Below are 13384 nucleotides of genomic sequence, written 5' to 3' on the forward strand. Positions count from 1 at the left end.
CGGACAAGGCTGTATGAAAGTGTTTTCGACTAACTACAGAGCACGCTCCTACTTAAAATCAGCGACACGGAATTAGCGCGCGTTGGAGGATTTCACGTAGCGACGTAGACTTCTCGATTCCGTTGCTTTTTTGGCACAGCTTGGATCGAGGCAGGCGGTAGACGTACTGATAGCGTTGAGATATCGTCAGATACAGCCCAAAAACCGCTCTTACTTCTTTACTCCTAGAGGCAGAAAGAGATTTGACAAGGAATCAATTGATGACTTCGCCAAAGTTAATAGCCAAGGATACCTCCATTGACCACGTTGAAGATCTTTATGAAAAATATAGCAATGGAAAAACTTTATTAATACCAAATGGATTTAAAACTCTACGCATTGGGCTAGTATCAAGGCTTTCTCAGTTTTTTATAACCCAAGAAAAAAAATATGGTTCCCCCTTATACTTTTCCTGGGTAAACCCAGAAAATAAAAACAATACCTCCGACATCATTGAAGATCCGATTTGCCTGACTGCGCTATTAATGGCCGATGATATTATCGGTGAAAATAAAAAACCAATCAAACGAGAATTATCTAGTCTTCTTGTGAAAAGATTCGACATTCCTGTGTTCAGGAAGGGTCGTCAAATACAAATGTTCGCAATTGATCACTCGATTGATAAATACGCTAGACCCGAGTGCTTTTACTATTCAGACAATGAAGCAAAAGCGCCACAAACCGCATCATATTATTTTGACATAATTCAAGAATACCTGAAGAAAATTGCGAAAGATTCAAAACTCAGGACCCGTGACTACATCGGAATTGGTGAATTGTTAGCGGAGTTAGTAGACAATACTGACCAGCATGGAAGATCAGATTACGCGAAGGGGAAAAGTTCCAGATCGGTGAGAGCTGCAATCTTGAACTCCCACTTAATTCCGACAGGAGTCGACGCATCTAGTATTTGTGGTGAAAACAACTCTATAGCGTCCTACATTGATACATTTCGCCCCAACAAAGAAAGCCTGAGCGTACTTGAAATCTCAGTTTTTGATAGCGGGCCTGGAGTATATAAAAGTTTCCCAAGACCCAAAGAGCGCCCTACCTTAATTGAAGAATCTGAGGTAGTTACGAGCTGCTTCAAAAATGGAATTACTTCAAAGCCCAACGGAATAGGTTTGGGCCGCGGACTGGACAGAGCGCGCAAAATTTTGAATGACCGGCAAGGCTATCTGTCTATTCGAACTGGGCGATTGGCCATGTACCGAGATTATCGATTAAATCCCATTACCGAACAGCCTGAATCGGATACTCCTGACGTTCTACTATTCGATGAAATAACTGGTCAGCAAAATATCTTTAGTGAGATGAACGAAGTTGAAGGGGTCAGCTACACTATTTTGGTGCCACTAAAATGAATAGCTTCTATTTATATCGAGCAGACATTTCCCCTCATCAGAATATTTTAGTTTGCTATATCGCAAGCTACGGATTCGATCTCGTAAAATTCAAAGCAGTTATCAAAAATGCATTTGACGGCTCTCCCTTCTCTAGAGAACTTGTAATAATAACGGCAGACTTTAATAGAGCAACCATTCTAGAAAACTTCATCGAACAACCTAACGAAATTAAAAAATTAAAACAGAGCATAAATAACTACCAAACTCTAAATCTACATCTAGCCCTAATTAATTCAAAAGGTGCTGCGTCCTTCCTAGAAAAAATCGAAGATAGCGCGAATCCTTTGTTCGGGCTGCCAAAAAATTTTGAAAGGATAGTTGACCATGGTTTAATAGACATTCTTTCAAGAAACAATCTGATAATGGAGTCTTCGCCAAACTATCATTTTGTAAAACCTTCGGGGAAACACTCACGAAAATTCATGAAGGCCTCCAATGTGATGCAGCGAAGCGCCGAGATATCTTTTCTCGCGATGAATCTGCTGAAACATGTGAATTCAAAAATCGACAAAATCTATACAGATACAGCTGGTATTTTTCCGCTTGCGTATGAACTAATTTCCATAAAACGCCGTTTCTCCGATGATCTCTGTGAATTCATAGACTCTTTTGGAACCTATAAGGGTCTTGAGAGTTATACATTTTCCGGCACCGAGAATACACTTGTTCTAATATCAGCCTCAACGAGTGACGATCTCTTAAATAAACTAAAAACAAAGTCAGGTTTAGAGCAAGCCAAAATCGTATCGTTATTCGCCTCCACCGCTAAACCTACATCCCCGGCACTTGTTAACCTGACGAATTTTCACATCAAGTATAAATTGGATTTGTTTGCAAATTTCACCTCAAGCTCGGAGCATGAATGTGAAATGTGCATATACGAAAAATCGATCCCACTATCCCTATCAAATAGCCAGTTTGTTTTCGAAGCTCCAAAGTCCGAGTTCTACTTACCTATTGCCAAAGACTCAACCGCTTCGCTCAGAGGTTTAATTTCAAGTTATAAAGACAGCAAGGCATTTAAGTGTCTTTATGATGGACTGGATGGAAAAAGCAACGCAACACCAGAGTATTTTATTGATGTAAGCAAGCTGGTTATCAAAAACTCTAATTATCAAAAAAAGATCAAGAACTACGTAGCGAGAAACTTCCCACTCAGTGCCGATCTTATTGTGCATGCCAATGACCAAGGAGCTTGTGACCTAGCGAATGCAATAAAAAAGGAAGTCAAACGCCTAGGTAAAAACGTCACGATATCATCGGTGAACGAAATCGAGACGCGATCCCCCAAGCACGGAATTGTAGTCGTAGCAGGCTCAATTCAGACAGGAAAATCACTCCTTGACATAAGCCGAAAATTGCGGGCATTCGACAAACTACCAATTAGCTATGTTGTTGGATTCGCTAAGTTCAACGACTGGGCGGGATACTCGAAACTAAAGAATGACCTATGTTACAACAATGGGAACCCCAGCTTAGGCTCTCATCAGTTCAATGCTATCGAAGAGATCATGTTGCCAATAAACGAGCATAGAGTAACCTCATGGGATCGGGAGCACGAGGTTATAAAGCTTGTTAGGCAAAATGTTAAACTATCGAAAAGAGCAAGGAGTTTGTTAAACCAAAGGTCTCTGGAACTACGCAAAGCTACTGATAGTACGAACCAGGGTCTCGGAGATAAAATCTTCCTAAAAAGTCCAACTGGGAATGACATGACTTTGGGCAAGACATTTGCATTCTGGAATGAAAAAGACAATAGCCAAATTTGGGAACATCAAGCGACAGTTTATTTCACTATCTCAAGTGTCCTGCAAGGATTGAGGTACACGAAGAACCCAAAAGATCCAGCACCTCTTAAAGGTGGATACATTCTGAAGCAACTTGACCCATTACTATTTGATCGATTCAATGAAGGCATAATTCAGGCTTCCGTTCTTAGATCTGCAAAACCAAGAGAACTTGACTATAGCGCCGATGATGTAAGTAGCAAAATCATTGGGTCGTTAGTCGAGCGAATGGTTCAAAATCCTGACGCAAGTACATCTGAGGCTCTGCCAGAGTTCCTCCTCGCAATTTGCTCGTCAAAATTACAAATAAAAAAAGACCACATTAAGAGTTTGAGCTCACTAAATATTGATTCAAAAAAATTTCCACTAACAGCTACACTTTATGATCATGCCAAGGCTTTACTGTTTGGTAACTTTGACGAAGGTGAGGAACTACCTGCGGTTATCCCATTCTAGCGAGGGTAACCTAGAGACTAGATGAAAGGAAATTTTAGGTGCCTTCTACCCTACCCCAAACAATGGTTTGAGGTAGGGCGTACAACGTTCTACTTGTCCGCTAAGACACCTACTTTCCGATTCCGGCGTATTATCCATTGAGATAGCCGGCGATAACATTCCAACTCAGGAGGTTTACTACACCGAGAAAGCAAGGGGGCATACCACGCTTTGTCAGACTCATATTAAATCGTAGCCTGCCCCTATCTCCCATCTACTTACTATTTTTCTTTACTATTAATTTCCCGTTAACTCTGCAAAGCGTAGGTCTGCGACCTCATCCCAGTAATATAAGAAGCCGCCGCAAACAACGCTAAATTCCTGCTCAAAGATCGTTCTCCATTTAACCATAACCCCAAAGCCTATGGAGCTAATTGATAGACGCGGGAAGTGTATTTCCCCATGAAGACCTCTTATTTTTGACGATAAATCATGAGGAATCTCCGGGCTTAGTCCCGTGCCAACAAGACGGTGTTCAGCAAGATCCCTGCTAAGTATTTGATGTACCTCAGAACGAGGAGCTAAGGGGATTAGTTGCTTCGTTGTTGCAGTAACTGAGAAATTTTTAACCTTAGAGATATCTATGCACTTGCTAGGGGAAAATTTTGCAATTTCTGAGTCAGTCTCTCCCGGCTTTTTCGGAAGGAGGATTGAAACCTCCAATGCATGAGCATCAAGTTTGGTAGTATTCTCTAGCTCCAGTGTCAAGTAGGGCTCATTATCCCCAATGAACTCTTTGAAGCTCAACTCGCGCATCACTAACTTAGTCGGGTTGCTCGCGACAAGAAACGCTTCCTGTTTTTTACTGAGAGAATCGGTATTGTACATGTTGGGATAGTATTTCTTGGCCACAGACTCATGCTCGTCAAGCAGAAGAACAATATCTTCCCACCCTAGAACTGTAACCATAAACAATCCGTTCTTTAAGTTTTCAAGAGTTATTTCACGAGCGAGCTTTTCAATTGAAATATCTTTTGGCCCCGTGGTGGCAATAATCAGGTGAGCGATGGGCGGGTCGAATTTCACGGCTTCCGCCACTTCGCTCCGTACCTCCGCTGCGGTTAATTTTGAATGCACTAAATTAGATTTACTTTTACATTGAACACCCTGAAATTTAAGCTCACCATCCGGTATACCGAAAACATCTACACCACACTGAGTTTGCCCTTTACGTCCGTGTTTTTGAGTATTCTTAGACTTCCAGATTTGGCGCCATAGGTCACAACAGAAGTCTTCAAAAATTTCCGCATGCTTTATAGGAGAAAGGTTGTAATGCGAAAGCCTCATGATAACTGACACTCCTTTTCGTACTATATTTAATTAGTTGAAAAAACGAGATTTTTGGCTTATACACGCCCTACCATTCTAGACAACCGAACCTACAGTTTTTTAAAGTGACGCATCTATTCCCCCAATAACAGAGCAATAAAATCACTATGCTTTGAGTCTTACTTTTAGCCCCTCGAAAGCAACTGCTCTAACGAGCGAGGCAAGGTCTATCACTAACAGCTGACGTGATCGCCAGGATTTGCATAAAAAAAGTAATGGCCATATAGTACCGCTCCAAACTCTGGATCCATCCTTAGATGTCAATCCTCATATTTCAAAGAATCTCGTCATAAATGGATTTTTAATGAACACCGAGCTTGCCATAAAAATTGACTATCTTCAAAAAAGAAAAAACCCCGCTCAGGTTTTTGAAGCAATGGGTCTTTATATAAATGCCTATCAAGATTTGTGCCAACTCCTGGCAAACTCCGTTGATTTGGAGATCGCTTTTGAGCTAGAGCTAAACTCTGTTGATACCGGTTCAATAATAAGCAAGCTAGGCAGTGTCGGAAGTTCTATTGCAAACTACATCGAGGAAGCCCTATATTCTTCTGGAAGCACCTTGAGCTCAGAGTTAATGCATGTATCTGAAACTGGAACCGAGGCTGAAGTAAATTCAATAGCGACCGTTTTAGAAGCAGATATTAGTAAGAAAATCCCGGAAACTATTGTCCCCCCCCACATAGATAGACAAGGCTTGGCATACGTTTTGACTGAGTTTTCAAATGCCAACAAAAGGCTTCAATCCGGCGAAATCGTGCAACTTGGAGCGGCAAATAGCGAATATTTATCGGAATTTAATACCGAGTGGAGATTTAGCGGCGACGCCAGCAAAATGTTTATCGGTGACACTTCTGATTTTAACGGAAGGGACAAACTATATACCATGGTGCAGGTGAATGAGGGCAATTCGGTATGGTCATTCAAAAGCGCAGCCATGGAACGTAAGTTTCCGGCAAAGATAGTTGATAAGGACTGGCTACATCGATATCAATCGGGTTTGATAGCCCCCATCGGCCCTCTAGATATTATGGACGCAGAAATATCATACTCTATCTATACGCCTCCTGACGGTAAAGGACGGCCACAGATTAGAAGAGCAAAAATTCATAAAATATTAAGCATCCATAGAAATCGAGATTATCAAAATGCTCTCGATGTCTGACCATCGCCGCCGGCGGGCTTTGCTCGCTGATTTAATGGCAGATTACATCTATGTAGTTATGCCGTTTATTTTACTGATCGGAATTAAGTTTTATTTAAGTAGCTGGCAAGATATATTTTTGTCATCCGACTGGGCGTTGGGCGCATGCATTGTTTTTGGTCAAGTTACGTATAAAGTTTCCAAGGCGGTAGCTAAAGCTAAAGCAAGGGCCAATGAACAACATTACGGCCTTTATACTGCGCATAGATTCTTACTTGTTGTAGTCTCAGCGGTTATCTATTGCGGAATGGTGGTAAAACCAACGATGCCACTCGGCATAATTCAGGTTACCTGGTTCTTTGTTGCGTCCTTTTATCATTTCAGGGATGGGATTGCAGCTAATTTAATTGAAAAAATGGAAGCTAATTAGGGTCAATAGCTTTATGACCACTCCAAATAATCACATAATCTTTAAAAAATAAATATCATTCCCAATATATCCCTCTAGACAAAAGCATTCACTATGCTTCTATCTTTCGCTTGCTAAGCCCTAAAGCGTTTCCCATGCTTTAGGGTAGTTTTAGAGGTAGCGAAATTATATCCATTTAGTATTTTCAATTATTTTCGGCATTTAGCATCTGGTTCGACTCCTGGTGCCGCACCATACAAGACGAAGCCCTCGCAGAAATGCGAGGGCTTTGTTGCTTCTGGGAGGTTTAAACCTCCTAGAAGCTGGATAAAGTCCAGCACTGCCTTATCAGCATCGACAGACCAAGCTTTACTCGCGCGTCTACTCGTTACAATTTCACGTCAGTGCAACGTTGACGGTCTCTTACACCTACCTATAATGCACCCCAACACACCCGCCAAGCCTAGGTTGACCCAGTCAGCAAGCTCAAATCGTGCGGGTTTTTTTTGCCTGGAGAAAACTACATGAGGCCCTTCGACAAACCGGCCCTCAGCGTAGAACAGCAATTGGAACTGCTGAAACAACGAGGCTTGCACATCGCCAACGATGATCGGGCCATGCGTTTTCTCGAAGTGGTCACGCTGTTTCGCCTGAGTCCCTACATGCGCCCCTTTCAGGAGCCAGACCCTGAACACACGTTCAAGCCAGGCAGCACACTGAAGGCAATCGTCGACATCTACCGCTTCGATGGTTCGTTGCGGCGCATCACCATGGATGCCATCGAACGTGTCGAAGTCGCCATACGAGCGACCATCAGCAATCATATGTGTCCAAAATACGGGCCTGACTGGATAGCTGACGCGTCAGTCTTCTCCTCGTCATACTCACACCCCGATCTGTTGCGTCCGTTGCGGGAGCAAATGAATAAGGAGGGCAGCAAACTCAGACGTGATATCGACCGCATCAAAAAGGGCCGACAGACCGATGGGCTCCAGCAACAGCGGATCGAAAACCGCATGCGTGACAACTACTTCCGATATTACGGTGCAACCTATGCCCACCCTGAGCTGCCGCCCGCTTGGGCAGTCCTGGAAGAACTCAGCCTTGGGACGGTATCTACCCTCTTCAATGCCATAGGCAGAAGCGCCGATAAGAAAGCTATCGCCACCCGATTCAGCCTGCCCTTCGAAGTATTGGCCTCCTGGCTTCACACGCTGACCTTCATTCGAAACTGCTGTGCCCACCACTCACGGCTATGGAACCGGGAGCTCTCGATTCGACCATCCTTACCTAAAGAATGGGTCATCCCAACGGCTCCCGCCGACCGGCCTCAGCCCAAGCAGCGGCTGTACGTTGTATTGACGATGCTGGCCTACCTAACCGACTTGATCAGCCCAGACAGCCAGTGGAAGCTCCGCCTGGCCGAAATCATGGATCAGCAGAAAGTGGATCATCTGCTACTCATGGGATTTCCAAATGATTGGAAAGATCAACAGCAATGGGGTCTAGCGTAAGCCTGGCAATGGCGCAGAGAGGAGGAATTGATATGGATACTCAACCTCGCAAAGCATCAAGCTCGCCATTGTGTCGGCAACCGGACTGTCAAAAGACGCGCTGCATATCTATTTGGGCATGGCAGTCTATTTAGGGGGGAAACGGGGACAGACCCTGATTGCTCATTCCGTGCAATGGCGGCTGTGCGTGGGAGACCTTCGGGTCTGCCGGGTTCCTGTATCTCCGGTTTCTCAGCCTGCGCACAGCTGCCACCCATTCGCCTGAGAACGAACGTGGCAGCTCTCATTTGATATGGGAGTTTATCGATGCATGCCTTGGATCTGCTGCAGTCTCGCTTTATCGCTTTGCTAGTCACCACCTGCCGCCAATTAGCAAATGGAGGTGCGCGATGACCCATCCCAAAGACCTCAAAACCCCAGGCCTAACCCCCTTCTCCTACCACTCCGACCGCCCGCTATTCCGCGTCAACAGCGGCATACCCATCGGCGAAGCCCTGTCCCACGCTTCCGACCTGCTCCACGTTGCCAAGGTCCTGGCCGAGGACGCGGCGATGATTCGCGGCACGGATCGGTATGCCTGGGCGTCGTGTTATTTGCAGGATATGAGCAAGGCCGTCATCGATGATGTGGTGAAGGTGCTGGAGGCGCCGGGGAGTAATTCTGCTTAAGAGTCGCTGTGCAATGCTGCTCCGAGCGGGGCAGCATTGAATTTCATTTGCGGGAGCGGATTAAAAAAAGGGCGCTTCGCAGCCCAGCGGGAGCAAGCTCCCTCGCCACGGGGTTACGGACAAACACTGAATCAATCTAGTCAGTCCCCGTTTTGGTGCCAGGATCAGGCGTGGACTTCGCGATCCAGAACGTCGGAAACCCACTGATTGATGCTCTTGTGAGCCAACTCTGCCTTGGCAGCCACTGTGGCATGAAGAGCCGGAGCCAGTCGTAGGCTCAGCTTTCCTGAGTAGGGTTTCTGTGGAGCACGGCCGAGCTTGGCGCAAGTGTCGAGGTAATCGACAACTGCCTCTTCAAACGCAGCTCGCAACTCCTGAACCGACTCTCCATGGAAGCCAACAACATCTTTAATGCCTGCGATATGGCCTACAAACAGGCCGTCCTCTTCGCTGTATTCGATTCGGGCGGCATAGCCCTGGTAACTCATCACGTTCATGGGGTAACGCCTGCTAGTTCAAGGAAAGCCCGAGCATCACGAACCTGATAGGGCTTTGCTTCTTTATCGGGGTGTGGCCGGTGGAAGGTACCGACCACCATTCAGTTCAAACCGTACTCGCGACCCATTGCCTTCAATGGTCTTGGCGCCTGCGGCACCAAACAGCGATTCGATGCGAGCCCATTCCAATGTCGCCGGAGCGGGCTTCGAGAAGCCGGCCTTTAGGGTGCTGAGCTGCTTGCTATTAATGGTATTACACTATGATACCGTTCGCGATAGGTAACCAATGCTGATTGAGTAGAGCCAAACTTGGCACGGCCTATCCGGGGTCTTGGATCGGGCCACGATAGCGTTCAACAAGCGTCCACACCTGAAAATAATATTTTCTACTCATTTCTAAATGGCCTCGAAATATCGCCCTCGTTGCCCCCTCGGTAGAGGCCCTGGCCTAACCCCTTCTCGTACCAGTCAGACCAACCGAGCCCCACCATCAATGTTCAACGTGGCGCCGTTCATAAACGTGTTGGTCATCAGAAAAACGGTAGCCGCACCTGCTTCAGCAGCAGTACCCACACGATGCAATGGCAACGCTTGTGCCCACGCACGAACATACGCATCGCGCCCTTCACCCAGGGCTTTGCTGAAAATGGGCGTATCGATCGGGCCTGGAGACAGGGTGTTGACGCGAACAGGCGCCAGTTCGAGGGTCAGGCCACGTGCCAATGCTTCCATCGCGGCCGAAGCAGCAGCGAGCACAGCAGTGCCGTGCGCATTGGGCCGGTCGGCCAAGCAGCCAGAGATAAAGGTGATGGAGCCGTCCTTGGACAAACGATCCCCGAGCGCGCGAATGGCGTGCACAGAAGCCCACATCCGCTCTTCGAACGCCCGGCGCAGGTGATCGATTTCAGCATCCAGCACCTTACCACCCACAAATGTGCCGGCGAGTAGAACCAAATGATCCACGTGCGGGATGTCCGCCAAGGCGGTGTAGATAGCCTCGCTATGGGTGACATCAGCAACACGCCAGCCGGCGAGCCCGTGTTCCAGGGCAGCCTGCTCGGCACGCTCGGCGTTGGAACCGATCACGGTCACGAATGCCCCGGCAGCTTTGGCCTGAGTCGCGGCGGCTAAACCGATGCCGGACGTGCCGCCGAAAATCACCACGGTGCGGCCGTCCAGTTGGGCTGGAAGCGGTTGGGTCAATGCGTTTTGGGTAGCAGTGAAATGGCTCATGGTCTCTCTCCTTGAACGCCTTGATGGCGTCGATGGGCAAAGACTAAAGGCTCGATACAACATTGATAATTAGGGCGGAAGTCGCTTTACTGATGCCATGAAGGAACAAATAGGGTTGGACCGCCTTACCGGTCTCATTGCCTTTGCCCGAGCGGCCTCTTTGGGCAGTTATACCGCTGCAGCGCGCGATTTATCAGTGTCGCCGTCCGCCATCAGCAAGAGCGTGCAACGCCTGGAGCAGCATTTCGAGCTGAGTTTGTTCAACCGCACCACCCGCTCGCTCACCCTGACAGCTGAAGGACGGGATCTGTACGAACGGGCGCTGCGGATTCTGCGCGAGGTGGAGGACATTGAGCAGGCCGCAGCGGCCTCGCGCGCTGAGCCCTCCGGCATCTTGAAAGTGACAGCGCCACCGCCTATCGGATTGAACATATTGGCGCCGGCGATTCCCAGGTTTCGCGAGCGCTACCCCAAGCTCGCCATCGACTTGCGCTTGGGCGATCAGTTTTCGGACATCGTTGAACAAGGCATCGATGTGGCCGTGCGCGTGGGCGATCTGGCCGATTCGCGACTCATTTCTCGTACGCTGGGACCGCATCGAATTTGCGCTTTTGCCTCGCCAGCCTATCTAGCCAAACGCGGCACGCCGCTGGAACTCAGTGATCTGGCCGACCATGACTGCGTGAATTTTCGCTACCAGAGTTCGGGTCAAGCGCTGCGCTGGCCATTTAGCGTGGGGGACCGAATGGTGGAGATCGCACCCGACGCAGCCATCGTCATCGACGCGAGCGATGCGGTTGCCGCGGTGCTCGCAGCGGGCGGTGGCATCGGCATTTCACCCACTTATGTCGCAGCGCCCTATGTTGCCCGGGGAGAACTGAAGCCGCTCTTTCCACAGTTCGCCGTCGACCGTTTCTCCATCACCGCCTTGTGGCCTGAAAGCCGTCGGGGAAGCCCTAACGTTAAAGCGTTTGTGGGTTTTCTGAGCGAGCTATTCCCCACCCCCACAGCGTGGGACGAGATCGTGGCGAAGGCGTAGGCGCTTGCTTCGCACCCTCGCGAGAAAAACTCCCTCGACCCTGCCTCCTGTCCAGACAGTCTGCGGCGTATTCATCTAATCATTTACCCCGCCGATACCCAAATAGGAGCCTGGCCCGTCCCAAGGCTCCGCCGGCACTCGACTACACTTTCCCAGAATTCCCCGCTCCAGGAGCAGTAAGCATGAAGATCCGCACCAAGGTCATAGGCTCGGGGTTGGTCAGTCTTTCTTTTGCGCTGTTGCTCGGTGGTATCGGGTTGTGGGGTTATCACTCCATGACCGAGGCCCTGGTGCAGAACGAGACCAGTATTTCGGCCATGCGCAAGCACATGGAGGCGGACATGATGCACGACGCCATTCGTGCCGATGTGCTCGCCGCTCTGCTGGTGAAGCCGGGCGATGCCCAGGGGGCGAAGGAGGTGCTTGAGGCGTTCGATGAGCATACGCAGCGGATGCGCAAGGTTATCGCCGAAAACGCCGAGGCCAAGTTGCCAGGGGATGTCGCCAAGGCGATTGGCGAGCTCAAACCACAGGTCGAAACCTATATCGACAAAGCCAAGCAAATAATCGGCAAGGCACTGAGTGGTTCCCAGGATGGCCATGCGTTGCGCGCAGAGTTCGACAAGGCGTTTTCAGCGCTGGAGGAACGCAACGAGGCGGTGAGCGAACTGATCGAGAACCAGGCGCAGTCGTCCCGCGAGCATCAGGACAGCAGCATTCAAACCTCGCAAACCTGGCTGATCGTTACCTTGTTGGCCACTTGTGTGGCGCTGGCGCTGTTGTCGTGGAGCCTGCTCAAGGCGGTACTTACGCCGCTGAACAAGATCATCCTCAATACCCAGGCGATTTCCCAAGGGGACTTGCAGCGCTCGATGGGGGCCCAGAGCAAGGATGAGCTGGGTCAGTTGCAAGGTGTGATCGAGCAGATGCAGACCAATCTGCGGCAGATGATCGCCACTATCCGCGGTCAGAGCGATGAGTTGCACGGCACGTCCCGGCACCTGGGCGATACGGCGCGGCAGATTGTGTCCAGCGCCGATCAGCAGGCCCAGAGCGCGACCAGCATGGCGGCAAGCATGGAGCAGATGATAGCGAACATCAGCCAGATCCATCAGCACGCCGACAGCGCCCGGACGATTTCCGCGCAGTCCGAACATTTGGCGAGCAGCGGTGGCCAGGTGATTCTCGGGGTGGTGGAGGGCATGAACCGGATCGCTGAAGTGGTCAACCAGTCGTCCAGCAAGATCACGGCACTGGACGCATCGTCCGAGGACATTCATTCCATCATCCAGGTGATCAAGAGCATCGCCGAGCAGACCAATTTGCTGGCCCTCAACGCCGCCATCGAAGCCGCCCGTGCCGGTGAGGCGGGGCGTGGTTTTGCGGTGGTGGCCGACGAGGTGCGCAACCTGGCGGCGCGCACCACGCAGTCCACCCAGGAAATCACCGCGATGATCGAGCGCATCCAGTCCAGCGCCCGGGACGCGGTGGCGAACATGCAGGCGTGCGTCAGCCGTGTGGACGAAGGCGTCAACCTGGCCCAGCAGGCCGGGGTGTCCATCAGCGAAATCCGCACCGGTGCCCGGCATGCGGCCGAAGTGGTGGAGGAAATTTCCCACACCATTGCCGAGCAGTCCAAGGCCAGTGATGAGATGGCTCAGCGGGTGGAGTCGATTGCCGAGCAGTCCCGCGAGAACACCCGCTCGATTCACACCCTGACGCAAACAGCGGATCAATTGAACAATGCGGCGGGGTCGATGCAGGCTTCGGTGCAGCAGTTCAAGATTTGATCAATCGACTGCGCTTCTGTGACGAGGCTTGCTC

At 49.4% G+C, this 13384-nt stretch carries 11 protein-coding genes and 1 pseudogene; 8 read left to right on the top strand and 4 right to left on the bottom strand.

Annotated features, from left to right (window positions below; genetic code table 11):
• Nucleotides 1-260: 260 nt before the first annotated feature.
• Together KGA89_RS07695 and KGA89_RS07700 are read left to right on the top strand one after the other, a co-directional pair.
• Nucleotides 261-1403, top strand: a complete 1143-nt coding sequence (locus KGA89_RS07695) for a hypothetical protein (RefSeq protein WP_223471106.1) — start codon at nt 261-263, stop codon at nt 1401-1403.
• The gene (locus KGA89_RS07700) at nt 1400-3688 is read left to right on the top strand and encodes a hypothetical protein (protein WP_223471107.1); all 2289 of its coding nucleotides are present in this window, start codon (nt 1400-1402) and stop codon (nt 3686-3688) included. The genes KGA89_RS07695 and KGA89_RS07700 overlap by 4 nt, the downstream gene beginning before the upstream one ends.
• Nucleotides 3689-3964: 276 nt before the next feature.
• On the opposite strand, the gene KGA89_RS07705 is transcribed toward KGA89_RS07700, so the two are convergent.
• Nucleotides 3965-5014 carry a hypothetical protein gene (locus KGA89_RS07705; protein WP_223471108.1) on the bottom strand — a complete coding sequence of 350 codons (1050 nt, stop codon included), beginning with the start codon at nt 5012-5014 and terminating at the stop codon, nt 3965-3967.
• A 346-nt stretch (nt 5015-5360) separates the two neighbouring features.
• Here KGA89_RS07705 and KGA89_RS07710 point away from each other — a divergent pair, with 346 nt between their 5' ends.
• The 4 genes from KGA89_RS07710 to KGA89_RS07725 all read left to right on the top strand — a co-directional run bounded on the left by KGA89_RS07710 (nt 5361) and on the right by KGA89_RS07725 (nt 8791).
• Entirely contained in the window at nt 5361-6221 is an 861-nt protein-coding gene (locus tag KGA89_RS07710; RefSeq protein ID WP_223471109.1) for a hypothetical protein, read from the top strand.
• Nucleotides 6214-6630: a hypothetical protein gene (locus KGA89_RS07715; protein ID WP_223471111.1), complete on the top strand. Its 417-nt coding sequence runs from the start codon at nt 6214-6216 to the stop codon at nt 6628-6630. Before KGA89_RS07710 ends, KGA89_RS07715 begins: the two co-directional genes overlap by 8 nt.
• A 503-nt stretch (nt 6631-7133) precedes the next feature.
• Entirely contained in the window at nt 7134-8123 is a 990-nt protein-coding gene (locus KGA89_RS07720; protein WP_003196783.1) for an Abi family protein, read from the top strand.
• Nucleotides 8124-8512: 389 nt separating this feature from the next.
• Nucleotides 8513-8791 (top strand): DUF3077 domain-containing protein, encoded by a 279-nt coding sequence (locus KGA89_RS07725; protein ID WP_003196782.1) that lies wholly within the window; start codon nt 8513-8515, stop codon nt 8789-8791.
• Nucleotides 8792-8955: 164 nt separating this feature from the next.
• Here the strand turns inward: KGA89_RS07725 and KGA89_RS07730 are convergent, their stop codons facing one another.
• The 3 genes and pseudogenes from KGA89_RS07730 to KGA89_RS07740 form a co-directional block, all read right to left on the bottom strand.
• On the bottom strand, nt 8956-9288 hold the full coding sequence (locus KGA89_RS07730) for a type II toxin-antitoxin system HicB family antitoxin (RefSeq protein ID WP_003196781.1): 333 nt from the start codon (nt 9286-9288) through the stop codon (nt 8956-8958).
• Nucleotides 9285-9537: pseudogene (locus tag KGA89_RS07735) on the bottom strand (type II toxin-antitoxin system HicA family toxin). Before KGA89_RS07735 ends, KGA89_RS07730 begins: the two are co-directional and overlap by 4 nt.
• A gap of 219 nt (nt 9538-9756) precedes the next feature.
• Entirely contained in the window at nt 9757-10521 is a 765-nt protein-coding gene (locus tag KGA89_RS07740) for an SDR family oxidoreductase (protein ID WP_013692057.1), read from the bottom strand.
• Nucleotides 10522-10618: 97 nt separating this feature from the next.
• On the opposite strand from KGA89_RS07740, the gene KGA89_RS07745 reads away from it, so the two are divergent.
• Together KGA89_RS07745 and KGA89_RS07750 are read left to right on the top strand one after the other, a co-directional pair.
• A complete protein-coding gene (locus KGA89_RS07745; protein WP_003196777.1) occupies nt 10619-11560 on the top strand; it encodes a LysR family transcriptional regulator in 942 nt (313 codons plus the stop codon).
• A gap of 182 nt (nt 11561-11742) precedes the next feature.
• Entirely contained in the window at nt 11743-13350 is a 1608-nt protein-coding gene (locus KGA89_RS07750; RefSeq protein WP_027911787.1) for a methyl-accepting chemotaxis protein, read from the top strand.
• Nucleotides 13351-13384 lie beyond the last annotated feature (34 nt).

The organism is Pseudomonas sp. A-RE-22 (assembly GCF_019956035.1).
GTDB classification, from domain to species: Bacteria; Pseudomonadota; Gammaproteobacteria; order Pseudomonadales; family Pseudomonadaceae; genus Aquipseudomonas; species Aquipseudomonas brassicacearum.

Coding starts and splice junctions, on each gene's coding strand:
- KGA89_RS07700 (WP_223471107.1), top strand. CDS start 1,400: ATGAATAGCTTCTATTTATATCGAGCAGACATTTCCCCTCATCAGAAT.
- KGA89_RS07705 (WP_223471108.1), bottom strand. CDS start 5,014: ATGAGGCTTTCGCATTACAACCTTTCTCCTATAAAGCATGCGGAAATT.
- KGA89_RS07695 (WP_223471106.1), top strand. CDS start 261: ATGACTTCGCCAAAGTTAATAGCCAAGGATACCTCCATTGACCACGTT.
- KGA89_RS07725 (WP_003196782.1), top strand. CDS start 8,513: ATGACCCATCCCAAAGACCTCAAAACCCCAGGCCTAACCCCCTTCTCC.
- KGA89_RS07740 (WP_013692057.1), bottom strand. CDS start 10,521: ATGAGCCATTTCACTGCTACCCAAAACGCATTGACCCAACCGCTTCCA.
- KGA89_RS07745 (WP_003196777.1), top strand. CDS start 10,619: ATGAAGGAACAAATAGGGTTGGACCGCCTTACCGGTCTCATTGCCTTT.
- KGA89_RS07710 (WP_223471109.1), top strand. CDS start 5,361: ATGAACACCGAGCTTGCCATAAAAATTGACTATCTTCAAAAAAGAAAA.
- KGA89_RS07720 (WP_003196783.1), top strand. CDS start 7,134: ATGAGGCCCTTCGACAAACCGGCCCTCAGCGTAGAACAGCAATTGGAA.
- KGA89_RS07730 (WP_003196781.1), bottom strand. CDS start 9,288: ATGAACGTGATGAGTTACCAGGGCTATGCCGCCCGAATCGAATACAGC.
- KGA89_RS07715 (WP_223471111.1), top strand. CDS start 6,214: ATGTCTGACCATCGCCGCCGGCGGGCTTTGCTCGCTGATTTAATGGCA.
- KGA89_RS07750 (WP_027911787.1), top strand. CDS start 11,743: ATGAAGATCCGCACCAAGGTCATAGGCTCGGGGTTGGTCAGTCTTTCT.